This is a genomic window from Pseudomonas sp. USTB-Z (assembly GCF_019691255.1).
GTDB lineage: Bacteria > Pseudomonadota > Gammaproteobacteria > Pseudomonadales > Pseudomonadaceae > Aquipseudomonas > Aquipseudomonas alloputida.
The window spans coordinates 1-25,312 of record NZ_JAECZP010000013.1 but is presented as its reverse complement, the minus strand read 5'-3'; the positions used below and the strand labels follow the sequence as shown (position 1 = coordinate 25,312).

Here is a 25,312-nt window from a genome sequence, read left to right as displayed (position 1 = left end):
AAGGCCGCTCCAGAATGGTGTGCCGAGCCTTCACTCAATGGGTCGTGAACCGCTGGTGCACGGGCGACGAGCTGGGGGTCAGCGCCAGAGCCAGTTGGGTGCGGTTGTGCATATGCGTCAAACGCAAAACCTGAGACACATAGAGCTTCACGGTGTTTTCGGTAATGCCCAGTTCACAGGCGATCTGGTAATTGGTCTTGCCCTTGCTAACCAGGCGCGCCACTTCCAGTTGGCGTGGTGACAGTTTCTCGAACGCTGCTGGCAGCTCGCTTTCGCTTTCTTCTGCATCACTGGCACGCCGGTGGGTGCCTTGGCCACGGGCTTTTTCCAGGTCCTGATACAGTTCGTCCACCGACTCGGCCAGTTCCTGCAAGCGCTGGTTCAGCCCACCCAGATCACGGAGGTTGCGCTGGCGCTCCAGCAAAGCCGCTTCTTGCCGACGGACGCCTGCCAGCAGTTCATCAAGGTCCATCGGCTTCTGGTAGTAATCGGCAAAACCTTCGCGTATCGCCCGGATCAAGTCCTGTTTCTCGGCACGCCCTGTCAACATGATGGCTTCGAACGTGCGCTGGCTGCCGTTGATTTCCTTCAAGGCGCGCACCAACTCGATGCCATCCCGATCGGGCATGTGCAGGTCACAGATGAGCAAGCCGATGGTCGGGTCCGCCACATAGTGCTCGATGGCTTCGTCGGTTGAGAGGGCTGTAACGCAGGCATAGCCCTTGGTTTGAAGGAATTCACTCAGCTGTTCGACAATGACCGGTTGGTCATCAACCACCAACACCTTTACTTCACTCACTGATCTGGACACGATCAACTCCCTGTTCTTATACGGCCCTGCTCCCGTGCCAGACGCTCTGGCAGCTTAAAAGTAGTCGCACTCAGCGAATATGTACAAGGTCTGTACAAGTCATCGGACCACTGGAAGGGTTATTGGATCCATACGGCCGTTAGAAGAAAACCTGATAACACATAGGGGACGAACGCCTGCTTGTCGCCCATTTCTTCGGTCAGGGCCTGCAAACGCTTCTTGACCTTGGGGTTGAGCAGCGTCCACAGGCGGCGGCGGGTCAGTAGCCAGACCAGTACAGTGACACCCGCGCCAATGAAGGTGCCGAGCACATATTGCGGGCTGGTGGCCAAGGCCAGGGCGCCCATGAGCTTGACGTCGTCGGCGCCGAAGCGGCCGAGCATGTAGCCTGGCAGGGTCAGCAGCATGACGATGGCCAGCGCCCAACCGGCCTCGCTGGCTTCGGCGCCTATCCAGCTGTGACCGGTGCTGAACAGCCAGGCCAGGGCGCAGCCAGCCGCCCCCAGGGTCAACACGTTGGAGATCTGGCGTTGACGCACATCCTGTTCGGAGCACAAGGCAAGCCACAGCAGGAGAACAATGCTTTGCATTGGCAGGTCGCCTTTCCCAAATGTTGAACACTTCTACCCGGTCAGTCAGGTTTCCTTAAATGAAGATAGACGGGAACGTGCGGGGGAGTGCGGTTGGCATCGGAAAAAAGGCGTGCGTGGAATGGATTTTGTCGTAGTTGACACAGGCCAGGTCGGTGACGCAGTCGTACTCGGAATCGCCATCTATGTAGGCGTGCGTTCACCCGCGAACATCCGCAAAGCCGGTGCCATGCACCGGGTCAATTGCTTCGCGGGTAAACCCGCTCCCGCAGGGCCACGGTGCATGCAAAGCCGCGGTCCAACGCTATTTTTTGCTGCCCGGTGGGTAGTTGCCCAGCACCTTGGCCACGGTGTTGCGGATTGCGCTGTTACGTTCTTCCGGGCTTGGCGGGTAGTTGTTCATGATCTGCTCGGCACTGCCGCGCCATACCAGCTTGCCGTCACGCCCATCGAACATGTCGACCTGGATGGTGGCGACCTTGTAGTCGACACTGCGGGTTTCGTTGTACATCGGGCCACCCCAGTAGCCGCCCCAGTAGCCACCCCAGCCACCGCCGTAGTTGGTGGTGATCTGTTGTTGGCGCTGCTCCACGATCAGGTATGTGCGTACTGCCAGGTCGGGCCGCGCTCCGCCTTGTACCGGACGCAGGCCGCGCTGGTCGAGTTGGTCTGCCACCGCCTGGCGAATGCGCTGCTCGGTGAGGTCGCTCTTGATCCGCGGGTCATCCGGGCGGTACTGCAGGCCTGGCTCCTGCCATGCCCAGCTGCGGTAGGCGGCAAAATCGCGGCTGGCATCGAAATCCTGCTGGACGTTATTGCTCGAGCAGGCAGCGAGCACTAACGCGAATGACAGTAGAACGAGACGGCGCAACATGATGGTTCTCCGTTAGCTATTAACTGGGAGGATAGCCGCTGAGTGCCTTGTGCACAGAATCGCGCAAGGCACTTTCGCGTTCGCGGGGCGAGTCCTTGTTGCTGCTTTCGGCGCTGGCGCTCCAGACCGGCTGGCCGCTGCGGGCGTCGTACAGGTCGATGCGCACCACCAGGACTTCGACCTCGTAGGTGCGCACGATGGGTACGCTGGCATAGCCTCCATAACCGTGGCGGTAGCCGCCATAGCCGACCCCCCCATAGGGATACGGCCCGTAGTAGGGGTCGTAGGTGTCGTAGTCACGCACTTGGCGCAAGCGTTTTTCCAGGCGCATATCGGCGCTCACCAGCAAGTCGCCAGGGCCTGTGCGAGCGGGGCGCAGGCCATGCTGGTCGAGCGCACCGCTGACGGCATCGGCCAGTTGCGCCGGGTCGGCATCGACAGCGCCGCTGGGCAACTGGCCGTTGCGCCAGCTCCAGCTGCGGTAGTGCCCATAATCACGAGCGGGCGCAGGGTATGCACTGGCGTCGAAGGTGGTGGCCGCCTGGGCAGGGGCTGGTGGTAACGGGCGGCTGCTGGCCACATAAGGGTTGCTGCCCTGGCAGCCAGCCAGGGCAATGGGCAGCAGGGCCAGGCACAACAGACGGTACGGCATGTGTTCCTCCTGGCGCGGCGGATTAGCGGGGGCGGCAAACCCAGTGCAGGTAGCGGCCAAGCCCGGCGAAGGTGGGGTGGCGACGGTGGGCCAGTTCCATTTCCAACAGGTCGAGCAGCTCGGCCTTGCCCTGGAATTCCTTGGGCATATAGTCGTGAAACACCCGCACGCCGCTTTCGCTTTCAACCTGCCACATAGGCTCAAGTTGCGCCTTGAGTTCGCGTGGATCAAGCGGTTTCTGTGGGGTCAGGCTCTGCTTTTCACCCTCCAGCCGGTTGCTGCGCAACTTGCGGAAATGGCCCTTGAGCAGGTTGCGATAGACCAGTGCGTCGCGATTGTAGAAGGCCAGCGATAACCAACCGCCGGGGGCCGTGAGCTGGTGCAGCACCGGCAGGATGCTCTCGGGTTCGGCCAGCCATTCGAGCACGGCGTGGCAGAGCACCAGGTCGTAGCGCTCGGTCAGCTGGCCGAGCAGGTCTTGCCAGGGCGCCTGGATGAAGGTCGCGGTCTGGCCGGCCTCGGCAAAGCGCGCCCTGGCGCCGTCGAGCATGGGCGCCGCAGGTTCGGCCAGGGTCAGCTGGTGGCCGCGCTCGGCCAGCCACAAGGCCATGTGGCCCAACCCGGCGCCGATGTCGAGGATGCGTAGCGGGCGGTCGGGTAGCGCTTCGGCCAGGTCGGCCTGCAGCACGGCCAGGCGGATCGCACCCTTGGCGCCGCCATAGATCTTTTCGGCAAAGCGGGTGGCCAGCTCATCGAAATGACGGTCGTTCATCGGGCGAAGCGCCTCTCGCTGTCGGCCAGCTTGGCACGCACCACTTGGTCCATGTCCAGACCCAGTTCGCTGCACAGCAGCAACAGGTAGAGCACCACGTCACCGATTTCCTGGCCGGCGTGGGCCAGTTTGTCGGCAGGCAGCTGGCGCGATTCGTCCTCGCTCAGCCACTGGAAGATTTCTACCAGTTCGGCCATTTCGACGCTGGCGGCCATGGCCAGGTTCTTCGGGCTGTGGAAGCCGCGCCAGTCGTTGGTGTCGCGGATCTGATGCAGGCGTTGGGTGAGTTCTTGCAGGTTCATCGGGGGTCTCCTATTGCTGCATAGCTTCTGCCCAGGCCCGATGCAAAGCAAGCGTATACCGCCAGGAAAGGCCCGGCCCTAAAGGCACTCCCAACGGCCGACCATATGCAGCACGTCCCCGTGCCCGTCCAGGCGCAGTTGGCCCGAAGGGCCCGCTTCACTGGCACTGAGCACCACCTCTGAAGGCAACCTGACCGGCTTGCGGAAGTCCACCTCAAAGGCAAAGCCACTGTGCGGCAAGTGCCCGCGCAGCGCGGCCAAGGCCATGGCCTTGGTCCACATGCCATGGGCAATGGCCGTTGGAAAGCCGAACAACCGCGCACTGACAGCACTGAGGTGGATAGGGTTGTAATCCCCGCACACCTTGGCATAACGCCGGCCGATATCACTGTCGGCATACCAGCGGGTGGCCTCGGGCAATGAATCAGGCGCCGTGTCGGCGGGCTCACTTGCCTCGCCTTCCAGGGCCAAGCCACGCACCAACATGCGGCTGGTCTCGCGCCAGAGCACGCCGATGCCATCTTCAGCCTCGGTGACCAGGTCGAAGGTGCCACCTTTGGCATGGCGCTGCAGGTTGTGCGCGTACACCGCAAAACGCAGCCCTTCGACAGCACCCAGGGGGCGCAGCACTTCGATGCGGTTGTGCAGGTGTACCAGGCCAAGCAGCGGGAAGGGGAAATCATCGGCAGTCATCAACTGCAATTGCAGGGCAAACGCCATCACATGTGGATAAGTCCCCGGCAGGCGGCCATCATCGGGAAAGTGGCAAAGCCTTCGATACGCCCCCAGGTTGCCCGGCTGAACCCGAATGAAACAGCGCAGGCCATCGTCCGGCAGCCGGTCGCCGCTGATGGAGCGTTTGCTGGCTGCGCGCAGGTACAGGCTGGCGCGGGCGGCCGGGTTGTGCAGGTCGTGCCATTGTCGGCTCATGTTCAAGCCCCCATCAGTGCCTGGCCGCACACCCGCAGTACCTGGCCGTTGACCGACCCGGAGCCTGGCTGGCTGAGCCACGCAATGGCTTCGGCGACATCCTGCGGGCGCCCACCCTGGCCCAGCGAACTCAAGCGCCGGCCCGCCTCGCGCAGGCCCATGGGCATGGCTGCAGTCATGTGGGTTTCGATGAAACCGGGGGCGATGGCGTTGATGCTGCCACCGCGCTCGGCGAGCCGTGGCGCCCAGGCCTGGGCCAGGCCGATCAGCCCGGCCTTGCTCGCGGCATAGTTGGCCTGCCCGCGGTTGCCGGCAATGCCGCTGACCGAGGCCAGCAGGGTGATGCGCGCGTTTTCCCCCAGCGCGCCGTTGTCATACAACGCCTGGGTGAGCACTTGCGGTGCCTTGAGGTTCACGGCCAGCACGGCGTCCCAGTATTCCGGCGTCATGTTGGCCAGTGTCTTGTCGCGGGTGATACCGGCGTTGTGCACCACGATATCGATGCCGTCGGGCAGGGCCGCGAGCAGTTGCGTTGCCGCATCGCTAGCGCATATATCCAGTGGCAGTGCCTTGCCGCCGAGGCGTGCAGCGAGGGCGTCGAGGTCCTGACTGGCCTGCGGTACATCCAGCAGCAGTACATCGGCGCCGTCCCGTGCCAAGGTTTCCGCAATGGCGGCGCCGATACCGCGCGCAGCCCCCGTGACCAGCGCACGGCGGCCGCCGAGTGGGCGGGTCCAGTCCTCCACCTGGCTGGTGCAGGCTTGCAGGCGCAGTACCTGGCCAGAGATGAAGGCACTCTTCGGCGAGAGGAAGAAGCGCAGGGCGCCTTCCAGCTGATCTTCGGCACCGGGGGTGACATACAACAGCTGGGCAGTGGCGCCGTTGCGCAGTTCCTTGGCCAGTGAGCGGCTGAAGCCCTCAAGGGCACGCTGTGCAACGCTGGCCAGTGGGTCGTCGAGGCCTTCCGGTGCACGGCCCAGCACCAGGACATGGGCGCATGGGGCCAGACTGCGTAGCAGCGGCTGGAAAAATTCACGCAACTGCTTCAGTGCATCGCTGTCGGACAAGTGACTGGCATCGAATACCACGGCCTTGATTTTCGGCCCCAGTCCGGCCACCCAGGCTTCAGCCTGCAGGTTGTCGGCATTGAAGCTGTATACCTCGTCAGTGAGGCGCGGGGCGATGGCTTCGACCTGCTTCGCCAGTGGCCCGCCACCCAGTACCAGGGCACCTTCCACCGGCCGCAGGCGGCCAGCCTGCCAGCGCTCCAGTGGCGCCGGGCGTGGCAGGCCAAGGGCATCCACGAGGCGGCGGCCGAGATTGGAGTTGGCAAAACCGAGGTAGCGATCGCTCATGAGGGGTCTCCCGAAAGGCAAGCTTGAAAGTGTGGACCAACTTTGCGGCAGGGTCGTTCGAATGCGGTAAAAACACCTAGGCTGTACCGAACAAATTGTTTCAGGAGGAACACGCGCATGCGTTCAACTCGCCGGGTCGCGATCCTGGGCGGCAACCGGATCCCTTTCGCCCGCTCCAATGGCGCCTACGCCACGGCCAGCAACCAGGCGATGCTCACGGCCGCGCTTGAAGGCTTGATCGAACGCTATCGCCTGCACGGGCTGCGGTTGGGCGAGGTGGTGGCCGGTGCCGTGCTCAAGCACTCGCGCGACATGAACCTGACCCGCGAGTGCGTGTTGGGTTCGCGCCTGTCACCGCAGACCCCGGCCTATGACATCCAGCAGGCCTGCGGTACCGGGCTGGAGGCTGCGCTGCTGGTGGCTAACAAGATTGCCCTGGGGCAGATCGACTGCGGTATTGCAGGCGGTGTCGATAGCACCTCCGATGCGCCGATCGCCGTCAACGAAGGCTTGCGCCATATATTGCTGCAGGCCAACCGTGGCAAAAGCCTTGGCGAACGGTTAAAGCCCTTCCTCAAGCTGCGGCCTCATCACCTGAAACCCGAGCTGCCACGCAATAGCGAGCCGCGTACGGGGTTGTCGATGGGCGAGCATTGCGAGCGCATGGCCCACACCTGGCGCGTTGGCCGCGCCGAGCAGGACGAATTGGCGCTGCTTAGCCACCAGAAGCTGGCCGCTGCCTATGCCGAGGGTTGGCAGGACGACCTGTTGACGCCGTTTCTTTCGCTGGCGCGGGACAACAACCTGCGCCCCGACCTGAGCCTTGAGCAGTTGGCCAGGCTCAAACCAGCCTTTGACCGCAGCGGGCAGGGCACGTTGACGGCGGGTAATTCCACGCCGTTGACCGATGGTGCTTCGCTGGTGCTGTTGGGCAGCGAAGCGTGGGCGCAGCAGCAGGGGTTGCAGGTGCTTGCCTATCTGGTCGATGGCGAAACTGCTGCGGTGGATTTTGTCACGGGGCGCGAAGGGTTGTTGATGGCGCCGGTGTATGCCGTGCCACGCTTGCTGGCACGCAATGGCCTGACGCTGCAGGACTTTGACTACTACGAAATCCACGAAGCCTTTGCTGCCCAGGTGCTGTGCACGCTCAAGGCCTGGGAAGATGCCGATTACTGCCGTGAGCAGTTGGGCCTGGAGGCGCCGCTGGGCGCGATCGACCGCAGCAAACTCAATGTCAAGGGCAGTTCGCTGGCGGCCGGGCACCCGTTTGCGGCAACCGGTGGGCGGATATTGGCCCACCTGGCCAAGCTGCTGGCGACGGCGGGTAAGGGGCGCGGGCTGATTTCGATCTGTGCGGCAGGCGGGCAGGGGGTGACCGTTATCGTCGAGCGCTGAAGCACCTCCAGGGTAACTGCAGAGGCGGTGAGTGCCTCGATCATGATCCAGCTGTTAGGCTTGTCTGGTCAGAACTACAAGAAAATACCATGCCGATCATCGGACACCCCCGCGCTATCCCCGCGCTGGAACACCTGCCCAGACCGCTCTACGCCCGTGCCGAAAGCCTTGGCGCCGGTTCGTGGACTACCCGCCACCAGCACGACTGGGTGCAGTTCTCCTACGCCATCAGCGGTGTACTCGGCGTGTACACACGCGACGGCAGTTACTTCGCCCCACCGCAGTGGGGGGTGTGGATCCCTGCCGATGCCGAGCATGAAGTGGTCACCTCGATGCAAGCCGAGATGCGCAGCCTGTATGTGCGCCGTGATGCCTGCCCATGGGCGCCGGAACAATGCCGAGTGCTGGAAGTCACGCCGCTGGCGCGCGAGCTGATCAAGCAGTTCTGCCTGTTCCCGGCAGATTACCCAGAGGACGACAGCGCCGAATCGCGTCTGGTGGCAGTGCTGCTCGATCAGTTGCGCACCTTGCCGGAAGTCGGTTTTTCGCTGCCGTTGCCCCGCCACCCTGGTTTGCTGGCGCTGTGCAATGGCTTGATCGCTGCACCAGACCAGCCGCAGACCTTGCAGCAATGGGCGCGGGAGCTGGGGTGTTCGGAGAAGACACTGATGCGGCTGTTTCAACGGGAGACCGGCTTGAGCTTTCGTAATTGGCGCCAGCGCATGCGGCTGTTGTCTTCGCTGGCGTTGTTGGAGGCGGGGGAGAATGTGACTGAGGCGGCGCTGGGGTGTGGGTATGACTCCACGTCGGCCTACATTGCGGCGTTCAAGCAGCTGTTTGGCGCGACACCGGGGGAATTGAAGCTCTGATTTTCGGTTGCCTGAGCCGGCCCTTTCGCGGGGTTATCCGCGAAAGGGCCGGCACAGGCCATACGTCAGGTGCGGAACCTGCGCACCAGCGTATCCAGCTCATTGGACAGCCCGGCCAGGCTCTCGGAGTCCTGGCGCGCCGCCTGGGCCAGCTCGGCCACCAACTGCGCATCCCCGTGAATCTGGCTGATGTGCCGGTTGATGTCCTCAGCCACCTGATGCTGTTCTTCGGCTGCCGTGGCGATCTGGGTGTTCATGTCGCGGATCACATCCACCGACTCACGGATCTGCCCGAAGCTGTCGCGGGCCAGACCAATGCGGCTCACCGACTGCTGCGACACTTCCAGGCTGGCGTGCATCTGCTCGGCCACTTCGGCGGTACGGCTGGCCAGGTTGCCCAGCAAACCGTCGATTTCAGCGGTGGAGTCGGCAGTACGCTTGGCCAGCGCCCGTACTTCGTCGGCCACCACGGCAAAGCCGCGGCCCTGTTCACCGGCACGGGCCGCTTCGATGGCGGCGTTCAGGGCCAGCAGGTTGGTTTGTTCGGCAATCGAACGGATCGTGCCGAGGATCGACTGAATGGCGTTGCTGTCACGCTCCAGTTGCTGGATCGACTGGGCCGATTGCTCGATCTCCTGGCTCAGGCGATCAACGCTGTGTACCGCTGCATCGATCTGTTGCTGCCCTTCGCGGGCCTGCTGCTGGCCGTTGTCGGCCGACTGCGCCGCCTGGCTGCAGGACCGTGCCACTTCATTGGCGGTGGCGACCATTTCGTGGAATGCAGTGGAAACCATATCCACGGCTTCGCGCTGGCGGCCGGCCGCCTCGGCCATGTCGCTGGAGACGCGGGTCGAGCTGCTGGAGGTGCTGAGGATCTTGCTGGCGGCAGCACCGATGTGCTGGATCAGGCTGCGAATGGCACCGAGGAACTGGTTGAACCAGCTGGCCAGTTGCGCGGTTTCGTCGCGGCCGCGGATTTCCAGGTTGCGGGTCAGGTCACCCTCACCTTGGGCAATGTCCTCCAGGCCGTTGGTGACGCTGTTGATCGGGCGCACGATCAGTTTGGCGAAGGCCGCACCGACCACCGCGAACAGCGAGGCCAACACCACAGCGATGACACCGATCAGCCAGGTGAGCCGGGTGGTGGTCTGCATCACTTCGCTTTGTTCGATCAGGCCGATGAAGGTCCAGCCCAGCTGCTGGTCGGGGTAGACGTTGGCCATGTAGTGCACGCCATTGAGCTCGACCTCGACCAGGCCTTTGCCGGCTTTGGCCAGCTTGGCGTAACCGTCGCCAAAGCTTCCCAGCTGCTTGAAGTTGTGGGCGGCGTCGCGCGGGTCGACCATCACGTTGCCGTTGCTTTCCACCAGCATCAGGTAGCCGCTTTCGCCCAGTTTGATCTGCTTGACGATTTCGGTCAGGCCCTTGAGCGACACGTCGATGTTGACCACGCCGCCGGGGTTGCCCAGCTGGTTGGCCACGGTGCGCACGGTGCTGACCAGCACCGCATCGTCGGCGGCCCAGTAGTAGGCGCCGGTACGCATCGTCTTGCCAGGGTTGGCCATGGCAAGTTGGTACCAGGGGCGCGTGCGAGGGTCATAATTGACAAACTTCTGGCCGGCCGGCCAGCCAGTGTAGCCGCCGTCATTCACCCCGTAGGACAGGTAGGCGTAGGCGGGGTGTGAGTTGGCCAGGCGAGTCATGAAGTCGAGAATTTTGCTGGCCTGCTCGCCCAGTTCGTAGGACGGGGTTGCGCTCATGTACTTGTTCAGCTCGCTGCCCGTGGCGGCAACCATTGGCTGGGAAGCCATGTACTCGACGTTTTGGTTGATCCCCTGGAAGAAGATGTTCATCGCGTTGCTGACCTGGCGGATTTCCCGGCTGCTGCTGTCGAGGAATCCGTCGCGGGCTTCGCCGCGCAGGTTGATGACCACCAGGGTGGCCACGAGAACGATGGGCAAGCCGGCGATGACCGCGAATGCCCAGGTCAGTTTCTGTTTGATGCTCATCGACGCTCCCGGAATTTTTGTTTTCGACACACGAGGCAGGTAGCAACTGCATCGGCAGCATCCGGGTTTTATGAAGCCAAAACGCCCGTATTTATTGGATAAAGTCGTGGTTGGTGACTATTCGGTCGTGTTTGGACATTTATGGCATGCCAAAGGCGCGTGGCAGCTCAGTGACAGCAGCTGCCCGCAGCGCCATTGGCCAGGTCTTTGAGGATCGGGCAGTCCGGGCGGTCGTCACCCTGGCAGTGCGAAACCAGCTCGCCGAGGGTGTCGCGCAAGCTCACCAGCTCCTCGATGCGCCGGTTCAGTTCATCGATGTGGTGCATGGCCAGCGCCTTCACATCGGCGCTGGCACGTTGGCGGTCCTGCCACAAGGTCAGCAACTTGCCGACCTCTTCGAGGGAAAAGCCCAGGTCGCGGGAGCGTTTGATGAAGGCCAGGTTGTGCAAGTCTTGCGCCTGGTACAGGCGGTAGCCGCTGTCGCTGCGAGTGGCGGGTTTGAGCAGGCCGATGGACTCGTAGTAACGGATCATCTTGGTGCTGAGCCCGCTGCGGCGGGCGGCCTGGCCGATATTCATGGTACCTCCTGGGTGCTGCTGGTGGGTTTCCACGTTTTAAGCCACAGGGCATTGCTGACGACGCTGACACTGGACAGGGCCATGGCGGCACCTGCCAGTACCGGGTTGAGGTAACCCAGCGCGGCGAGCGGAATGCCGATCAGGTTGTAGATGAAGGCCCAGAACAGGTTCTGGCGGATCTTCGCGTAGGTCTTGCGGCTGATTTCCAGCGCGGCGGGCACCAGGCGCGGGTCGCCACGCATCAGGGTGATGCCGGCGGCCTGCATGGCCACGTCGGTACCGCCACCCATGGCAATGCCGATGTCGGCCGCGGCCAACGCCGGTGCATCGTTGATGCCATCGCCAACCATGGCGACCACCCCATCCTGCTTGAGCGCGGCCACGGTCGCGGCCTTGTCGGCCGGTAGCACTTCGGCGTGCACATCGTCGATGCCCAGTGCCTCGGCAACCACTTTGGCGCTGCCACGGTTGTCACCGGTCAGCAGGTGGCTGCTGATGTGTTGGGCGTGCAGGGTTTCGATGGCCTGCGCGGCGCCAGGCTTGAGGCTGTCACCAAAGGCGAACAGGCCCACCACTCTCGGTTGCGCGCCGCGCTCGATCAGCCACGACAGTGTGCGCCCTTCCGCTTCCCAGGCCTGGGCCTGGGCAGCCAAATCGCCGGGCTGCAGACCGCTTTCGTCAAGCAGTCGGCGGTTGCCCAGCGCCAGTTCACGGCCTTCAACGCGCCCGGCAATGCCGCGCCCGGTCAGTGACTGGCTGTCGGCAACGGTTGGCACGTCCAGCCCTTGCTCTGCACAGGCCACCAGTACCGCCTTGGCCAGCGGGTGTTCACTCCCGCGCTGCAGGGCGCCGGCCAGGCGGTGAAGGTCGGCACTGTTGCCGTCCAGCGCCTGACTGTGAACCACCCGCGGGCTGCCGGAGGTGAGGGTACCGGTTTTGTCGAACACTACGCGGTTGACCGCATGGGCACGCTCCAGAGCTTCGGCATCCTTGATCAGAATACCGTGGCGGGCGGCGACCCCGGTGCCGGCCATGATCGCGGCGGGTGTGGCCAGGCCGAGGGCGCAGGGGCAGGCGATGACCAGCACGGCGACGGCGTTGATCAGCGCGGTTTCCAGCGGTACCCCTGCCAGCCACCAGCCGATCAAGGTGATCAGGGCCAGTACCAGCACGGCCGGGACGAACACCTGGCTGACACGGTCGACCAGCTTCTGGATCGGTGCTTTGGCGGCCTGGGCGTCTTCCACCAGGCGGATGATGCGCGCCAGCACGGTCTCGGTGCCCAGCGCCTGGGTACGCACCAGCAGCCGGCCTTCACCATTGATGGCGCCACCGGTGACGCTGTCGCCGGGCTGCTTGGGCACTGGCAAGCTCTCGCCGCTGATCAGGGCCTCATCGGCATGGCTGCTGCCGTCTTCGACCACGCCGTCGACTGGGAAGCGTTCGCCGGGCTTGACCAGTACCAGGTCGCCCAAGCGCAAGTGGGCAATGGCCACGTCCTCTTCCACACCGTCGACCACGCGCAGGGCGCGTTCCGGGCGCAGGGCTTCGAGGGCTCGTATGGCACTGGCGGTCTGGCGTTTGGCGCGGCTTTCCAGGTACTTGCCCAGCAATACCAGGGCAATCACCACGGCTGAGGCTTCGAAGTACAGGTGCGGGGCCATACCGGCGGGAGCCTGGGCCCATTGGTACAGGCTCAGACCATAGCCAGCGCTGGTGCCCAGGGCCACCAGCAGGTCCATGTTGCCGGCGCCGGCGCGCACGGCCTTCCAGGCTGCAATGTAGAAGCGGGCACCGAGAATGAACTGCACGGGTGTGGCCAGCAGGAACTGCGCCCAGGCGGGTAGCATCCAGTGCAAGCCGAACGGTTGTACCAGCATGGGTAATACCAGCGGCAGGGCCAACAGCAAGGCTGCACCGACTGCCAGGCGCTCGTTGCGCAGGCGGCGCTGGACAGCGCTTTGGTCGTCCTTGGTCGATTGCGGCAGGCTGGCGCTGTAGCCTGCCTTTTGCACAGCGTCGATCAGCAGGTTGTCATCAAGGGCCGCAAGCACTTCGAGGTGCGCGCGTTCGCTGGCCAAGTTGACGCTGACCCGCTCGACCCCGGCCAATTTGCCCAGGGCGCGCTCTACTCGGCCGACACAACTGGCGCAGGTCATGCCGCCTATCTGCAGTTCGAGGGTGCGGGTTGGTACCCCGTAACCGGCCTCGCGCACGGCTTCGACCAAGGCTGGCAGGCTGGCAGGCGGGGCTACAACCCGGGCTTTTTCAGTGGTGAGGTTTACGCTGACCTGTTCAGCGCCGGTGACCTTGCGCAGGGCGTGCTCGACCCGGCCAGCACAGCTGGCGCAGGTCATGCCGGAGATCGGCAGGTCGTATGTGGTGGATGCGGGCATGGCTCTCCTCCTTGGACAGGCCTCCAGCATCAACCTTGCCACGCAGGCAAGGTCAATAGCCCAGGTCGGCTCGTTTCAACTCCAGCCCATATTGCCCCATGGCGATGCGGTATTTGTTGATCTGGCCCGCCTGCAGATTCAAACGCGCGCTGCGCTGGTCCTCTATACCTGCGGCGCAACCCGGCATTTGCCCAGGCAGCAGGCGCAGGCGCACATCCACCGGGCCAGGCGGCAGGTTGAACGAGGTGGACTGCTCCTGGAAAACGCGCCCGGAAAGCTGGTCGTTTAGGTACACGCCGATTTCGCAACTGGTGGCCACTTCCAGGCGCTCCCGGGAAATGATCAGTACGCTGTAGGCCGAGTTGCCCTCGGCGAATGCCGGTGGCACCACAGCCAGCGCGCCCAAGAGCCCGACGACGCCCAATGCTGCCCTGAACATGAAAAATCTCCTGCTTGCCTGATCGTCAAAGGCGCAGCTTGGCCGACGCGGACGCGGATTTCCACCCCGGGCGTTGCAGGCAGGGCTTGACCTTGCCCTGATGGCAAGCTTGAAACTTGTGAAAAACCTGAAGGAGGTAACCCCCATGCAAGTGTTCAATGTACAAGGCATGACCTGCGGCCATTGCGTGAAAGCCGTGACCCGCGCGGTGCAGGAGCAGGATGCGGCAGCCAGGGTGGAAGTTGATCTGGCAGGCAAACAGGTGCGTGTGCAGAGCGAGTTGGCGCAGGAGCAGATTCTCACTGCGATTCGCGATGAGGGGTATCAGGCCGAAATCGCCTGAAGACCTGATTGCTCCCACCGGGGGTAACAGTGTTGCAAATGTTTTCACATTGACAGGGTCCACAGCAGGTAGAATCAGTCACTTGCTTAGCCTGCTATGGATTCCTGATGAACCTGCGAATGGTGCTCATCCTGGGCGCACTCAGTGCGTTCGGGCCCTTGGCGATCGACTTTTACCTGCCAGCCTTCCCGGCCATGGCGCAAGCGTTCGCCACCGATGAAAAACACGTCCAGGCCACGTTGGCCGCCTACTTCCTGGGCCTGTCTATCGGGCAGTTGGCCTATGGGCCGGTTGCCGACCGCTTTGGCCGACGCAAACCGCTGATGTTCGGCGTTACGCTGTTCACCTTGGCATCACTGGCCTGTGCCTACGCCCCCAACCTCGATACCTTGGTGGTGGCGCGTTTCATCCAGGCACTGGGTGGTTGTGCCGGCATGGTGCTTTCGCGGGCCATCGTCAGCGACAAGTGCGACCCGGTAGCTTCAGCCAAAGTGTTTTCGCAACTGATGCTGGTCATGGGCTTGGCGCCGATCCTGGCACCGATGCTGGGTGGGGTGCTGGTGAACCTGGCCGGTTGGCAGTCGATCTTCCTTGCGCTGAGCCTGTTCAGTGCCGGCTGCCTGCTGGCGGTAAGCCTGGGCCTGCCGGAAAGCCTGCCCGAGCATATACCCCGGCAACCGCTGTCTGGCGCCTTGCGCCAGTACCTGCGGCTGCTGGCTGACCGGGTTTTCCTTGGCCATGCCCTGACCGGCGGTATCGCCATTGCCGGCATGTTTGCCTATATCGCCGGTTCACCTTTCGTGTTCATCAAACTGTATGGCGTGCCCGCTGAGCACTACGGCTGGCTGTTCGGCACCAACGCCGCAGGTTTTATTCTGGTGGCGCAGGTGAACGCCCGCCTGCTGGCCAAACGCGGGCCGGCCTTCCTGCTGGGCCGTGCGGTGTGGCTGTATCTGGTTGCGGGCCTGGTGCTGCTGGGCGTGGCGGCGTTGCGCCCTGCGCAACTGTGGCCGCTACTGGTGCCGCTGTTCATCTGTATCGCCAGCCTTGGTTGCATCATTCCCAATGCTTCGGCCTGCGCCATGAGTGGACAGGGCGCGCGTGCCGGCAGCGCCTCGGCACTGATGGGCTGTGTGCAGTTCAGCGTAGCTGCGGGTGCTGCGGCGCTGGTCGGGCTGCTGCATGATGGCAGTGCGGTGCCCATGGCAATCGTGATCAGCCTGTGCGGGGCGCTGGTGGTCAGTGTTGCGCTGTTGACCCGGCGTTTGCAGGCCAAGGCTCCCGCATGAGCGGGTGAGGTGCCTGCAGCCGGGTTTCCAGCGTGGCGACGAAGGCACGCGCCTCAGCCTCGCTGCGGAAACTGACCACATGCTGATCGAGCTGGACTTGCCAAGGGCAGGCGGGGTTTCGGCTCGACGCACTTACGATAATTTTCATCGCTGCATACCTCCAGGAAGGGGAGCCGCTCAAGTGTAGCGCTGGCCCGCCAGCCTGCCATGACACGGCTTCAGCGTCCTGACTGACGGTAAGTGTGTGCATTTTCCTGGCGGTGTCTCCTACTTTGGGCGCAATGCCTGCAAACCCGCAGAACCTTCGCTTTGTTTCGCACTATTTGTGGAAGGTTGCTGTGGGCCACATCTGATATGGCTGCAAGTTTGTTTTCATCAAGATGTTTCAGCGCGTTTGTGTGGGCGTACCGGTGCCTTGATTGACTGGGTGCCGGGGCGTTTTCGAAGCCGCCTCGCTGCTTGCCATGGGTAGGCATACCCAGTGGTTTTTCGTCATGAGTACGATGGCACCTGGCCGTCTGAACCGGCGTTTTCTGCGGCTTATACTGGCGAGCCAGGCCAGTGCCAGCGAGAGGCGCTTCCCTGGCAGGGTTGGCCATCGCATCCCCACAGTGAACTTGCAGGGAGTTACAAGGACATGAACGCAGCCAGCAGTATCAGCCAGATCGCCAGCCTGATGGCCGACCCCAAGCGCAGTGCCATGTTGTGGGCATTGATCGATGGCACACCGCGGTTGGCCAATGAGCTCGCGATAATGACTGGCCTGACTTCATCGTCAGCCTGCGCGCACCTTTCGCTGCTGTCGTCGGCCGGTTTGCTCAGGCATGAAGCCAGGGGCCGCAAACGTTACTTCTGCCTGGCTACCCCGCAGGTCGGAGCGGCGGTAGAGGCCTTGGCCAGCGTACAGCTGGAAAGCGCCAGGGGAGAGCGTGCCGAAGCGCCGGTATCGTCGCTGCCGCTGTCGATGCGCCGGGCGCGCCGTTGTGGCGATCACCTGGGTGGGGAGTTGGCCAGTGAGCTGTACCATCGCATGGTGGTGGCTGGCTGGTTGGAAGGCAGCGGACGGCACTTGAGGGTCAGTGACGAGGGGCGGGCGCAGTTGGCCTTGGTCGGGGTGTACATCGATGCCCTGGCGCCCCACCAGCAACGAGGTTGCGTGATCTGCCGCTGCACCGAATGGAATGACCAAGGCCCGCATCTGGGGGGCGTACTGGGTCAGGCCTTGTTCAGGTTGTTCCTGCAATCTGGCTGGATGCGCGAGATAGAGGACTCGCGGGCACTGCATATTTCGGCGCTGGGTATCCAGCAGATCAATCGCATAGCCCGCGTGGCGACGTTGCAGGTCGGTTGAGCGCAACGTCGTCATGCTACTCAAACCAACCGTGCGTCCAGGCTGTTCTGCGCCAGGCGACGAGCCTGGTCTTCGGTCATGCCCAAGTGGGTATGCAGAGCGTGGAAGTTCTCCGTGACGTAGCCACCGAAGTAGGCCGGGTCGTCCGAGTTGACCGTGACTTTCACACCACGCTCGAGCATGTCGAGGATGTTGTGCTGGCTCATGTGGTCGAACACGCAGAGCTTGGTGTTGGAGAGCGGGCACACCGTGAGCGGGATCTGCTCGTCGATGATGCGCTGCATCAGGCGCTCGTCCTCGATGGCGCGCACGCCATGGTCGATACGTTTGATCTTCAGCAGGTCGAGGGCTTCCCAGATGTACTCGGGCGGGCCTTCTTCGCCAGCATGGGCAACGGCGACGAAGCCTTCGCTACGGGCGCGGTCGAACACCCGCTGGAACTTGCTGGGCGGGTGGCCCATCTCCGAGCTGTCCAGGCCTACGGCAATGAACGCATCGCGGAACGGCAAGGCCTGATCGAGGGTCTTGTGCGCTTCATCCTCGCTGAGGTGGCGCAGGAAGCTGAGGATCAGGCCGCTGCTGATGCCCAGTTGTTCGCGGCCATCCTTGAGCGCCTGGCTGATGCCATTGAGCACCACTTCGAAAGCAATGCCGCGGTCGGTGTGGGTCTGCGGGTCGAAGAAGGGTTCGGTGTGGATCACGTTCTGGGCCTTGCAGCGTTGCAGGTAGGCCCAGGTCAGGTCGTAGAAGTCCTGCTCGGTGCGCAGCACATCCGCGCCCTGGTAATACAGGTCGAGGAACTCCTGCAGGTTGTTGAAGGCATAGGCACCGCGCAAGGTCTCCACATCGGCCCAGGGCAAGGCGATCTTGTTGCGCTCGGCCAGGGCGAACAGCAACTCTGGCTCCAGTGAGCCTTCCAGGTGCAGGTGCAGTTCGGCCTTGGGCAGGGCGTTCAACCAGTCATACATAGTGGTCATCTCAATCAGGTACGGTTGCGGCCATTCTACAGGGGCTGGCTGGGCAATGCGCCCAGCCGGGCTGCGACCTGGTGAATCACCAGACCAAGGGTTCGCCCTTGTAGTTGATGAAACGCAGGCCGCCCTTGCCGCTTTGGGCCTTGATCTGTTCGATCATGCCGCGGGTGCTGGTGAGCACATCGATTTCGGCGTTTTCGCCACCCATGTCAGTTTTCACCCAGCCCGGGTGCATGGCCAGCACGCACAGGTCCGGGCGCTGCTGCTCAACGAAGAAGCTGTTGATCATCGAGTTCAGTGCCGCCTTGCTGGCCTTGTACAGGCAGATTTCGCCACCGTCTGGGATGGTGACGCTTCCCAGGATCGAGCTCATGAAAGCCAGCACACCACTGCCTTCGCGTATTTGACCCACCAGGCGGCGAGCCACGCGTATCGGCGCCACAGCGTTGGTCATGAACAGATCGCCAATGTCGCTGTTGTGGACTCCCTCCAGGTCTTGCGGCAGGGGGCCCATGACTCCGGCGTTGACGAATATCAGGTCGAACACCTGGCCTTGCAGGCGTTGCTTCAGGCTGTCGAGCTGAACGGTGTCGTTCATTTCCAGCTGCTCGATATGCACGCCGGGCACGTTCGCCAGGGCGCCGGGCTGCTGCGGGTTACGGACGGTGGCAGTGATGTGCCAACCGTCTTCGTGCAGGCGTTGTACCAAGCCCAGGCCAAGCCCGCGCGAGGCGCCGATGATGAGGGCAGTTCTTGAATTGGCCATAGGAACATTCCTTTATCGGTGTAGGAGAAAGGAATTGAGCATACGTCACGGCGAATACGCGTGCCTGGTTTGCGTCTGGTTAAAAAATGGTCAGTTTTGTCTGGGCCTTGCGGGGCCGGGCGCTTCGCCTGTTGGCGCACGGGTTATCCACAAGCTGGTCCACAGTTATTGTGTGCAAGGTGAGCAAGCGGGGTGCGGCTTGGATGGGCGGTTCGCTGGGGATAAGTCGCGCACATTCAGCAGTTTACGACTGTCATCAAATAGTGATCAAAATATGATCAAAGCTCTGGGGGCCTCGAAATCACTAGCCTGCAAGAGAGTGCCCCAAGCTTATCCACAGGCAGGCCCACAGTTGTTGTGGGCAATGTTCAGCGTGCTTCGAGCAAAATACGCCCGCGGCTCAGGTCCGCCAGTTGCTGTTGCAATGGCGCCAGGTGGGCGTCACCGAGGGCAACCACCAGGTCCACACCATTGGCGGTGAACTGTTCATCCAGGACCAGGCCGTCAACCTCGGCCAGGCGCAACTTCACCAGCGCCAGTTCGCTGAAACTGCAACTGCAGCTGAAGTGGCTGCGCTGCACCAGTAGGCGCTTGGGCGCCTGTTGCAGGCACTTGTTGGCGCCGCCGCCATAGGCCCTGGCCAGGCCGCCGGTACCCAGCTGGATGCCGCCGTACCAACGGATCACCAGCACCACCACTTGGTCGCAGTCCTGCGCTTCAATGGCCGCCAGTATCGGCCGCCCTGCAGTGCCGCCGGGTTCGCCGTCGTCACTGCTGCGGTACTGCGCGCCGAGTTTCCAGGCCCAGCAGTTGTGGGTAGCGGCCAGGTCGCTGTGGCGTTCGATGAAACTCATCGCTTCGGCGGCGCTGCTGATCGGCCCGGCGAGGGTGATGAAGCGGCTTTTGCGGATTTCCTCGCGGTATTCGCAGAGGTCGAGCAGGGTAGAAGGCATAAAAGACGGTCAGGCAGCCGGCGTGATGCCGCAGCCCTTCAAAATGATGTGGATAAGGTTGTTGCTCGCGTCTTCCATGTCCTGCTTGGTCAGGCGGCTGCGGCCAGTCACCTGGCAAATCTGGGTGGCGAAGTCGGCATAGTGCTGGGTGCTGCCCCAGAGCAGGAAGATCAGGTGTACCGGGTCGACCGGGTCCATTTTGCCTGCTTCGATCCAAGCCTGGAATACCGCAGCACGGCCGCGGAACCATTCGCGGTAATCGGCACTGAAGTATTCGGTCAGGCAGGTGCCACCGCTGATCACTTCCATGGCGAAAATGCGCGAAGCTTGCGGGTTGCGCCGGGAGAACTCCATTTTGGTGCGGATGTACTGGCTCAGGGCTTCACCGGGGTCGTCATCGACGCTCAAGGCGTTGAAGGTGCTGTCCCACAACTCGATGATGTTGCTGAGCACGGCGATGTACAGGCCCAGCTTGTTGGTGAAGTAGTAATGCAGGTTAGCCTTGGGCAACCCCGCCTTGAGGGCGATGGTGTTCATGCTGGTGCCCTTGAAACCATGGCGGGCGAACTCATCTTCGGCGGCCTGGATAATGGCCTGTTCGTTCTTCTGGCGGATACGGCCCGCGGGCTTGCCCGAGGCGGAGAGGCGATGCGCAGGGACTTCTAGGGTCATGGACGATTCCGTACGGGGCAGTGGCTGCGGCTGTGGGACAAGATTACCTGCCTGTGCCGAAGTGACAAGCGTTTGCGGCACAGACTGGCATCAACGTGTCGCAGCCAGGCTTTCGAGGAAGCTTTCCAACACCAGGTTGGGGCGCCGGCCTTTGCGGGTAACCCAGCTCAGGCTCAGGTCATAAAAGCGCTCCTTGGGCTTGAGCGCACGCAAACGGCCTTGCTGTACCCAGAACATGGCGTAGTGGTCGGGCAGATAGCCAATATAACGCCCGGTGAGGATGAGAAACGCCATGCCCTCGCGGTCAGAAGCACTGGCTGTGCAATTCAGCGCCTGGTAGTGCGCCTGGATGTCGGCCGGCAGGCGGAAGGTGGGGGTGATGGCTTCCTGGCTGTTGAGGCGTTCGTCGTCTATCTGCTGGTCGTCGGCGTAGAACAGCGGGTGGCCGACTGCGCAGTACAGCAGCGAGCGTTCGCTATACAACGGTTGGTACTCAAGCCCCGATAGCGGGCTGGTCTGTGGGACGACGCCAACGTGCAGGCTGCCGTCGAGCACGCCGTGCTCGACCTGGCTGGGGGCGATCATACGGATCTGGATGCGTACATCAGGGCCGCGGTCCTTGAGTTCCGCCAGGGCATGGGTGATACGCATGTGCGGCAGGGTCACCAGGTTGTCGGTCAGGCCGATGTTCAGCTCGCCGCGCAAATGCTGGTGCAGGCCATTGACCTCGGTGCGGAAGCTTTCCAGCGCGCTGAGCAGTTGCAGGGCTGAATGGTAGACCTCGCGGCCTTCCTCCGTCAGCGAGAAACCGGCGCGGCCGCGCTGACACAGGCGCAGGCCGAGGCGTTGTTCGAGGTCGTTCATCTGCTGGCTGATGGCCGAGCGACCAATGCCCAGTACGTTTTCGGCAGCCGAGAAGCCTCCGCACTCGACGACGCTGCGATAGATCTTCAGCAGGCGGATGTCGAAATCGCTGACTTGGGCGAGTGGATCGGGTCTTCGGCTCATCAGTTTAGTCTCGGCCTGCCTGAAGGTTAGAAATGTAGGCTTTTTCAGACTCTATCGCCGTGCCAACTTAGCTGCAACAACATCCATCGTTGCCTAATCGTCTTCCGAGGAACCGCCGATGAACATGCCCGAAACCGCCCCCGCGGGTATCGCCAGCCAGCTCAAGCTGGACGCCCACTGGATGCCCTATACCGCCAACCGCAACTTCCAGCGCGACCCACGCCTGATCGTGGCGGCCGAAGGCAACTACCTGGTCGATGACCACGGGCGCAAGATCTTCGACGCCCTGTCTGGCCTGTGGACCTGCGGCGCAGGGCACACTCGCAAGGAAATCGCTGACGCGGTGACCCGCCAACTGAGCACGCTGGACTACTCCCCAGCGTTCCAGTTCGGCCACCCGCTGTCGTTCCAGCTGGCGGAAAAGATCGCCGAGCTGGTGCCGGGCAATCTGAATCACGTCTTCTATACCAACTCCGGTTCCGAGTGCGCCGATACCGCGCTGAAGATGGTGCGTGCCTACTGGCGCCTGAAAGGCCAGGCAACCAAGACCAAGATCATCGGCCGTGCCCGTGGTTACCATGGTGTGAACATCGCCGGTACCAGCCTGGGTGGCGTCAACGGTAACCGCAAGATGTTTGGTCAGCTGCTGGACGTCGACCACCTGCCTCACACCGTGTTGCCAGTGAACGCCTTCTCCAAAGGCATGCCGGAAGAGGGCGGTATCGCGCTAGCTGACGAAATGCTCAAGCTGATCGAGCTGCACGATGCCTCCAACATCGCAGCAGTCATCGTCGAGCCGCTGGCCGGTTCGGCCGGTGTGCTGCCGCCGCCGAAGGGTTACCTGAAGCGTCTGCGTGAAATCTGCACCCAGCACAACATTCTGCTGATCTTCGACGAAGTGATCACAGGCTTCGGCCGCATGGGCGCGATGACCGGCTCGGAAGCCTTCGGCGTTACCCCGGACCTGATGTGCATCGCCAAGCAGGTGACCAACGGCGCCATCCCGATGGGCGCAGTGATTGCCAGCAGCGAGATCTACCAGACCTTCATGAATCAGCCGACCCCGGAATACGCCGTGGAATTCCCACACGGCTACACCTATTCGGCGCACCCGGTAGCCTGTGCCGCCGGTCTCGCCGCGCTGGACCTGCTGCAGAAGGAAAACCTGGTGCAGTCCGCGGCTGAACTGGCGCCGCATTTCGAGAAGCTGTTGCACGGCGTGAAGGGCACCAAGAATATCGTCGATATCCGTAACTACGGCCTGGCCGGCGCCATCCAGATCGCCGCCCGTGACGGTGATGCCATTGTTCGCCCATACGAAGCGGCCATGAAGCTGTGGAAAGCCGGCTTCTATGTACGCTTTGGTGGCGACACCCTGCAGTTCGGCCCAACCTTCAATACCAAGCCGCAGGAACTGGACCGCCTGTTCGATGCTGTAGGCGAAACCCTGAACCTGATCGACTGATCTTTCCGATTTTGATGCCAGGCGCATGCCCGCAGCGCGCGCCTGGCTCTCCTTTGTTTATCTGGAGTTTTGCATGAGCATTGTTCAGCACCTGATTCACGGCGAACTGGTTACCAAGGGTGAGCGCACCGCCGATGTCTTCAACCCGTCCACTGGCCAGGCCGTTCGCAAGGTCGAACTGGCCAGCCGCGCAACCGTGCAGGAAGCGATCGACTCGGCCAAGGCAGCCTTCCCGGCCTGGCGCAACACCCCTCCGGCCAAGCGCGCCCAGGTGATGTTCCGCTTCAAGCAACTGCTGGAGCAGAACGAAGCCAAGATTTCGCAGATGATCAGCGAAGAGCACGGCAAGACCCTGGAAGACGCCGCCGGTGAACTGAAGCGTGGTATCGAGAACGTCGAGTTCGCGTGTGCAGCCCCTGAAGTGCTGAAGGGTGAGTACAGCCGCAACGTCGGTCCGAACATCGACGCCTGGTCCGACTTCCAGCCGCTGGGCGTGGTTGCCGGTATCACCCCATTCAACTTCCCGGCCATGGTGCCGCTGTGGATGTACCCGCTGGCCATCGCCTGCGGCAACGCATTCATCCTCAAGCCTTCCGAGCGTGACCCGAGCTCGACCCTGTACATTGCCCAGTTGCTGCTGGAAGCCGGCCTGCCGAAGGGCATCCTGAACGTCGTGCACGGTGACAAGGAAGCGGTGGATGCGCTGATCGAAGCGCCGGAAGTCAAAGCACTGAGCTTCGTGGGCTCGACCCCGATCGCCGAGTACATCTATGCCGAAGGCACCAAGCGTGGCAAGCGTGTACAAGCCCTGGGGGGCGCGAAGAACCACGCGGTGCTGATGCCGGATGCCGACCTGGACAACGCCGTCAGTGCACTGATGGGCGCGGCTTACGGTTCGTGTGGCGAGCGTTGCATGGCCATTTCGGTCGCCGTGTGCGTAGGCGACCAAGTGGCCGATGCCCTGATTGCCAAGCTGGAGCCACAGATCAAGGCGCTGAAGATTGGTGCCGGCACCTCGTGCGGCCTGGACATGGGCCCGCTGGTGACTGCGGCAGCGCGTGACAAGGTCGTGGGTTACATCGATGACGGTGTTGCTGCTGGCGCCAAGCTGGTGGTGGATGGCCGTGGTTTCCGAGTGGCGGGTAATGAAGATGGCTACTTTGTGGGTGGCACCCTGTTCGACAAGGTGACCCCGGAGATGCGCATCTATAAAGAGGAGATCTTTGGCCCGGTGCTGTGCGTGGTCCGTGTGAATAGCCTGGAGCAGGCCATGCAGCTGATCAACGATCACGAGTATGGCAACGGCACCTGCATCTTTACGCGTGACGGTGAAGCGGCCCGTCTGTTCTGCGACGAGATCGAAGTGGGTATGGTGGGTGTGAACGTACCGCTGCCGGTGCCGGTGGCCTACCACAGCTTTGGTGGCTGGAAGCGTTCGCTGTTTGGTGATCTGCATGCCTATGGCCCGGATGGTGTGCGCTTCTATACCCGTCGCAAGGCAATTACCCAGCGTTGGCCTCAGCGGGCCAGTCATGAAGCGTCGCAGTTTGCATTCCCTAGCCTTTAAGGGAGGGTAAACAAAGCGGGGAGGCCGTCAGGCCTCCCCGCTTTGTTTTTGGGGGTTGGTTTTTGCTGTTGTAGGGGGAGGTGTGGTGGGTATGTCTTGAGGTGGTTTTGGCGGTGAGATGTGTCTGCCATAACCCCTGCAGCGCCTGTGAGATCGAGCGCCGCCCGCGTCCGGCTTGAGACATTCACCGCCTATGAGACCGAGCGCCGCCCGCGCGGCGCTTCGCGGGTAAACCCGCTCCTACGTTTGTTTCGGGCCAGTCTCTCCTGTGCCTGGCGCGCGCGACCGCCTTGTTTGTTCGACGCGATATTGAGACAGGCACCAAAGCGTTCGCGCGCGAATCCCACAGGCATAATTGGCCCGAAACAAACGTAGGAGCGGGTTTACCCGCGAAGCGCCGCGCGGGCGGCGCTCGATCTCACAGGCGCTGAAACTGTCGTGGCGAACACTTGGCAGCCCCGATACGGTCTTTTCCCCTTATATTTCACTTTCTTGAAATTAAAGGTTGACGCCCTCTCGAATCCCCTTATAATGCGCCCCACTTCCAGCGACATCGGAACGAAAAACTCCTTGAGATTCAATGAGTTAAGTAGTGAAGGCAAAAGCTGAAAGGGCTACGATCGAATGATCGAAAGCGGTTGAAAATGGTGGTTGACAGCGCTTCCAAGTGCTGTATGATTCGCCTCCCGCTACGAGAGATCGCAGCGAGCCAAGTGTTTGAAGCTAAACGAGTTTCTCGCAAAAAACTTCAAAATAAACGCTTGACAGGCTCTGAGGAAAGCGTAGAATGCGCGCCTCGGTTGAGACGAAAAGCTCTTAACCAAACGCTCTTTAACAAATTGAATCAAGCAATTCGTGTGGGTGCTTGTGAGTACGGACTGATAGTCAAAAAGATTATCAGCATCACAAGTGACCATGCGAGAAATCACATAGTCATTTGAGATTGCTGAGC

General features: G+C 62.3%; 25 protein-coding genes and 1 pseudogene. 7 read left to right on the top strand and 19 right to left on the bottom strand.

What is annotated here, in order from left to right; genetic code table 11:
- Window positions 1-34: 34 nt before the first annotated feature.
- The 8 genes from I8746_RS16125 to I8746_RS16090 form a co-directional block, all read right to left on the bottom strand.
- On the bottom strand, window positions 35-811 hold the full coding sequence (locus I8746_RS16125) for a response regulator transcription factor (protein WP_012051094.1): 777 nt from the start codon (window positions 809-811) through the stop codon (window positions 35-37).
- 119 nt (window positions 812-930) lie between these two features.
- Entirely contained in the window at window positions 931-1,401 is a 471-nt protein-coding gene (locus I8746_RS16120) for a prepilin peptidase (protein WP_010951848.1), read from the bottom strand.
- A 304-nt stretch (window positions 1,402-1,705) separates the two neighbouring features.
- Window positions 1,706-2,275 (bottom strand): DUF4136 domain-containing protein, encoded by a 570-nt coding sequence (locus I8746_RS16115; protein ID WP_012051095.1) that lies wholly within the window; start codon window positions 2,273-2,275, stop codon window positions 1,706-1,708.
- Window positions 2,276-2,294: 19 nt separating this feature from the next.
- On the bottom strand, window positions 2,295-2,927 hold the full coding sequence (locus tag I8746_RS16110; protein WP_221100828.1) for a DUF4136 domain-containing protein: 633 nt from the start codon (window positions 2,925-2,927) through the stop codon (window positions 2,295-2,297).
- A 22-nt stretch (window positions 2,928-2,949) separates the two neighbouring features.
- The gene (locus I8746_RS16105; protein WP_012051096.1) at window positions 2,950-3,699 is read right to left on the bottom strand and encodes a methyltransferase domain-containing protein; all 750 of its coding nucleotides are present in this window, start codon (window positions 3,697-3,699) and stop codon (window positions 2,950-2,952) included.
- On the bottom strand, window positions 3,696-4,001 hold the full coding sequence (locus I8746_RS16100) for a MazG-like family protein (RefSeq protein ID WP_003255298.1): 306 nt from the start codon (window positions 3,999-4,001) through the stop codon (window positions 3,696-3,698). The genes I8746_RS16105 and I8746_RS16100 overlap by 4 nt, the downstream gene beginning before the upstream one ends.
- 78 nt (window positions 4,002-4,079) lie before the next feature.
- Window positions 4,080-4,931: a MaoC/PaaZ C-terminal domain-containing protein gene (locus I8746_RS16095; protein ID WP_088513633.1), complete on the bottom strand. Its 852-nt coding sequence runs from the start codon at window positions 4,929-4,931 to the stop codon at window positions 4,080-4,082.
- A gap of 2 nt (window positions 4,932-4,933) precedes the next feature.
- Window positions 4,934-6,286 (bottom strand): 3-oxoacyl-ACP reductase, encoded by a 1,353-nt coding sequence (locus tag I8746_RS16090; RefSeq protein WP_012051098.1) that lies wholly within the window; start codon window positions 6,284-6,286, stop codon window positions 4,934-4,936.
- Window positions 6,287-6,403: 117 nt separating this feature from the next.
- Between I8746_RS16090 and I8746_RS16085 the strand changes: the two genes are divergently transcribed.
- Both I8746_RS16085 and I8746_RS16080 read left to right on the top strand, forming a co-directional pair.
- A complete protein-coding gene (locus I8746_RS16085; protein ID WP_143495052.1) occupies window positions 6,404-7,681 on the top strand; it encodes an acetyl-CoA C-acetyltransferase in 1,278 nt (425 codons plus the stop codon).
- An 89-nt stretch (window positions 7,682-7,770) separates the two neighbouring features.
- Window positions 7,771-8,550 carry a helix-turn-helix transcriptional regulator gene (locus I8746_RS16080; protein ID WP_003255291.1) on the top strand — a complete coding sequence of 260 codons (780 nt, stop codon included), beginning with the start codon at window positions 7,771-7,773 and terminating at the stop codon, window positions 8,548-8,550.
- A 65-nt stretch (window positions 8,551-8,615) separates the two neighbouring features.
- Here I8746_RS16080 and I8746_RS27615 read toward each other — a convergent pair whose 3' ends face one another.
- The 5 genes and pseudogenes from I8746_RS27615 to I8746_RS16060 all read right to left on the bottom strand — a co-directional run bounded on the left by I8746_RS27615 (window position 8,616) and on the right by I8746_RS16060 (window position 13,972).
- A complete protein-coding gene (locus tag I8746_RS27615; RefSeq protein WP_392509328.1) occupies window positions 8,616-9,344 on the bottom strand; it encodes a methyl-accepting chemotaxis protein in 729 nt (242 codons plus the stop codon).
- 129 nt (window positions 9,345-9,473) lie between these two features.
- A pseudogene (locus I8746_RS27610) lies at window positions 9,474-10,361 on the bottom strand (cache domain-containing protein); the annotation flags it as partial.
- Between the two features lie 365 nt (window positions 10,362-10,726).
- Window positions 10,727-11,137: a Cu(I)-responsive transcriptional regulator gene (cueR, locus tag I8746_RS16070; RefSeq protein WP_004576995.1), complete on the bottom strand. Its 411-nt coding sequence runs from the start codon at window positions 11,135-11,137 to the stop codon at window positions 10,727-10,729.
- On the bottom strand, window positions 11,134-13,533 hold the full coding sequence (locus tag I8746_RS16065) for a heavy metal translocating P-type ATPase (RefSeq protein ID WP_221100826.1): 2,400 nt from the start codon (window positions 13,531-13,533) through the stop codon (window positions 11,134-11,136). The genes cueR and I8746_RS16065 overlap by 4 nt, the downstream gene beginning before the upstream one ends.
- 52 nt (window positions 13,534-13,585) lie before the next feature.
- Window positions 13,586-13,972, bottom strand: coding sequence for a hypothetical protein (locus I8746_RS16060; RefSeq protein ID WP_014755216.1), 387 nt, complete (start codon window positions 13,970-13,972; stop codon window positions 13,586-13,588).
- 145 nt (window positions 13,973-14,117) lie between these two features.
- Here I8746_RS16060 and I8746_RS16055 point away from each other — a divergent pair, with 145 nt between their 5' ends.
- Both I8746_RS16055 and I8746_RS16050 read left to right on the top strand, forming a co-directional pair.
- Entirely contained in the window at window positions 14,118-14,315 is a 198-nt protein-coding gene (locus I8746_RS16055; protein ID WP_003255286.1) for a heavy-metal-associated domain-containing protein, read from the top strand.
- Window positions 14,316-14,422: 107 nt separating this feature from the next.
- On the top strand, window positions 14,423-15,604 hold the full coding sequence (locus I8746_RS16050) for a multidrug effflux MFS transporter (protein WP_003255285.1): 1,182 nt from the start codon (window positions 14,423-14,425) through the stop codon (window positions 15,602-15,604).
- Here I8746_RS16050 and I8746_RS27220 read toward each other — a convergent pair.
- The gene (locus I8746_RS27220; protein ID WP_003255284.1) at window positions 15,555-15,752 is read right to left on the bottom strand and encodes a hypothetical protein; all 198 of its coding nucleotides are present in this window, start codon (window positions 15,750-15,752) and stop codon (window positions 15,555-15,557) included. The two genes, I8746_RS16050 and I8746_RS27220, sit on opposite strands and share 50 nt — an antisense overlap.
- A 489-nt stretch (window positions 15,753-16,241) precedes the next feature.
- Here I8746_RS27220 and I8746_RS16045 point away from each other — a divergent pair, with 489 nt between their 5' ends.
- On the top strand, window positions 16,242-16,955 hold the full coding sequence (locus I8746_RS16045) for a helix-turn-helix transcriptional regulator (RefSeq protein WP_004576993.1): 714 nt from the start codon (window positions 16,242-16,244) through the stop codon (window positions 16,953-16,955).
- A gap of 20 nt (window positions 16,956-16,975) precedes the next feature.
- Here I8746_RS16045 and I8746_RS16040 read toward each other — a convergent pair whose 3' ends face one another.
- The 5 genes from I8746_RS16040 to I8746_RS16020 form a co-directional block, all read right to left on the bottom strand.
- On the bottom strand, window positions 16,976-17,923 hold the full coding sequence (locus I8746_RS16040) for an adenosine deaminase (protein ID WP_003255282.1): 948 nt from the start codon (window positions 17,921-17,923) through the stop codon (window positions 16,976-16,978).
- Window positions 17,924-18,008: 85 nt separating this feature from the next.
- Complete coding sequence (locus I8746_RS16035; RefSeq protein ID WP_221100825.1) at window positions 18,009-18,695, bottom strand: SDR family oxidoreductase; 687 nt, start codon at window positions 18,693-18,695, stop codon at window positions 18,009-18,011.
- A 368-nt stretch (window positions 18,696-19,063) separates the two neighbouring features.
- Window positions 19,064-19,648 (bottom strand): YigZ family protein, encoded by a 585-nt coding sequence (locus I8746_RS16030; protein ID WP_221100824.1) that lies wholly within the window; start codon window positions 19,646-19,648, stop codon window positions 19,064-19,066.
- A gap of 9 nt (window positions 19,649-19,657) precedes the next feature.
- Window positions 19,658-20,320 carry a TetR/AcrR family transcriptional regulator gene (locus tag I8746_RS16025; protein ID WP_012051106.1) on the bottom strand — a complete coding sequence of 221 codons (663 nt, stop codon included), beginning with the start codon at window positions 20,318-20,320 and terminating at the stop codon, window positions 19,658-19,660.
- Window positions 20,321-20,410: 90 nt separating this feature from the next.
- Entirely contained in the window at window positions 20,411-21,331 is a 921-nt protein-coding gene (locus I8746_RS16020) for a LysR family transcriptional regulator (protein WP_029611808.1), read from the bottom strand.
- A gap of 115 nt (window positions 21,332-21,446) precedes the next feature.
- Here I8746_RS16020 and I8746_RS16015 point away from each other — a divergent pair, with 115 nt between their 5' ends.
- Window positions 21,447-22,793: an aspartate aminotransferase family protein gene (locus I8746_RS16015; RefSeq protein ID WP_014589574.1), complete on the top strand. Its 1,347-nt coding sequence runs from the start codon at window positions 21,447-21,449 to the stop codon at window positions 22,791-22,793.
- Window positions 22,794-22,866: 73 nt separating this feature from the next.
- The gene (locus tag I8746_RS16010; protein ID WP_003255276.1) at window positions 22,867-24,360 is read left to right on the top strand and encodes a CoA-acylating methylmalonate-semialdehyde dehydrogenase; all 1,494 of its coding nucleotides are present in this window, start codon (window positions 22,867-22,869) and stop codon (window positions 24,358-24,360) included.
- The last annotated feature ends 952 nt before the right edge of the window (window positions 24,361-25,312 follow it).

What these genes read in the sequence shown, in the direction of transcription:
- I8746_RS27615 (WP_392509328.1), bottom strand. Translation starts at nt 9,344, where the DNA reads ATGGTTTCCACTGCATTCCACGAAATGGTCGCCACCGCCAATGAAGTG.
- I8746_RS16095 (WP_088513633.1), bottom strand. Translation starts at nt 4,931, where the DNA reads ATGAGCCGACAATGGCACGACCTGCACAACCCGGCCGCCCGCGCCAGC.
- I8746_RS16065 (WP_221100826.1), bottom strand. Translation starts at nt 13,533, where the DNA reads ATGCCCGCATCCACCACATACGACCTGCCGATCTCCGGCATGACCTGC.
- cueR (WP_004576995.1), bottom strand. Translation starts at nt 11,137, where the DNA reads ATGAATATCGGCCAGGCCGCCCGCCGCAGCGGGCTCAGCACCAAGATG.
- I8746_RS27220 (WP_003255284.1), bottom strand. Translation starts at nt 15,752, where the DNA reads ATGAAAATTATCGTAAGTGCGTCGAGCCGAAACCCCGCCTGCCCTTGG.
- I8746_RS16045 (WP_004576993.1), top strand. Translation starts at nt 16,242, where the DNA reads ATGAACGCAGCCAGCAGTATCAGCCAGATCGCCAGCCTGATGGCCGAC.
- I8746_RS16105 (WP_012051096.1), bottom strand. Translation starts at nt 3,699, where the DNA reads ATGAACGACCGTCATTTCGATGAGCTGGCCACCCGCTTTGCCGAAAAG.
- I8746_RS16110 (WP_221100828.1), bottom strand. Translation starts at nt 2,927, where the DNA reads ATGCCGTACCGTCTGTTGTGCCTGGCCCTGCTGCCCATTGCCCTGGCT.
- I8746_RS16040 (WP_003255282.1), bottom strand. Translation starts at nt 17,923, where the DNA reads ATGTATGACTGGTTGAACGCCCTGCCCAAGGCCGAACTGCACCTGCAC.
- I8746_RS16080 (WP_003255291.1), top strand. Translation starts at nt 7,771, where the DNA reads ATGCCGATCATCGGACACCCCCGCGCTATCCCCGCGCTGGAACACCTG.
- I8746_RS16015 (WP_014589574.1), top strand. Translation starts at nt 21,447, where the DNA reads ATGAACATGCCCGAAACCGCCCCCGCGGGTATCGCCAGCCAGCTCAAG.
- I8746_RS16085 (WP_143495052.1), top strand. Translation starts at nt 6,404, where the DNA reads ATGCGTTCAACTCGCCGGGTCGCGATCCTGGGCGGCAACCGGATCCCT.
- I8746_RS16025 (WP_012051106.1), bottom strand. Translation starts at nt 20,320, where the DNA reads ATGACCCTAGAAGTCCCTGCGCATCGCCTCTCCGCCTCGGGCAAGCCC.
- I8746_RS16010 (WP_003255276.1), top strand. Translation starts at nt 22,867, where the DNA reads ATGAGCATTGTTCAGCACCTGATTCACGGCGAACTGGTTACCAAGGGT.
- I8746_RS16055 (WP_003255286.1), top strand. Translation starts at nt 14,118, where the DNA reads ATGCAAGTGTTCAATGTACAAGGCATGACCTGCGGCCATTGCGTGAAA.
- I8746_RS16050 (WP_003255285.1), top strand. Translation starts at nt 14,423, where the DNA reads ATGAACCTGCGAATGGTGCTCATCCTGGGCGCACTCAGTGCGTTCGGG.
- I8746_RS16060 (WP_014755216.1), bottom strand. Translation starts at nt 13,972, where the DNA reads ATGTTCAGGGCAGCATTGGGCGTCGTCGGGCTCTTGGGCGCGCTGGCT.
- I8746_RS16120 (WP_010951848.1), bottom strand. Translation starts at nt 1,401, where the DNA reads ATGCAAAGCATTGTTCTCCTGCTGTGGCTTGCCTTGTGCTCCGAACAG.
- I8746_RS16115 (WP_012051095.1), bottom strand. Translation starts at nt 2,275, where the DNA reads ATGTTGCGCCGTCTCGTTCTACTGTCATTCGCGTTAGTGCTCGCTGCC.
- I8746_RS16035 (WP_221100825.1), bottom strand. Translation starts at nt 18,695, where the DNA reads ATGGCCAATTCAAGAACTGCCCTCATCATCGGCGCCTCGCGCGGGCTT.
- I8746_RS16100 (WP_003255298.1), bottom strand. Translation starts at nt 4,001, where the DNA reads ATGAACCTGCAAGAACTCACCCAACGCCTGCATCAGATCCGCGACACC.
- I8746_RS16030 (WP_221100824.1), bottom strand. Translation starts at nt 19,648, where the DNA reads ATGCCTTCTACCCTGCTCGACCTCTGCGAATACCGCGAGGAAATCCGC.
- I8746_RS16090 (WP_012051098.1), bottom strand. Translation starts at nt 6,286, where the DNA reads ATGAGCGATCGCTACCTCGGTTTTGCCAACTCCAATCTCGGCCGCCGC.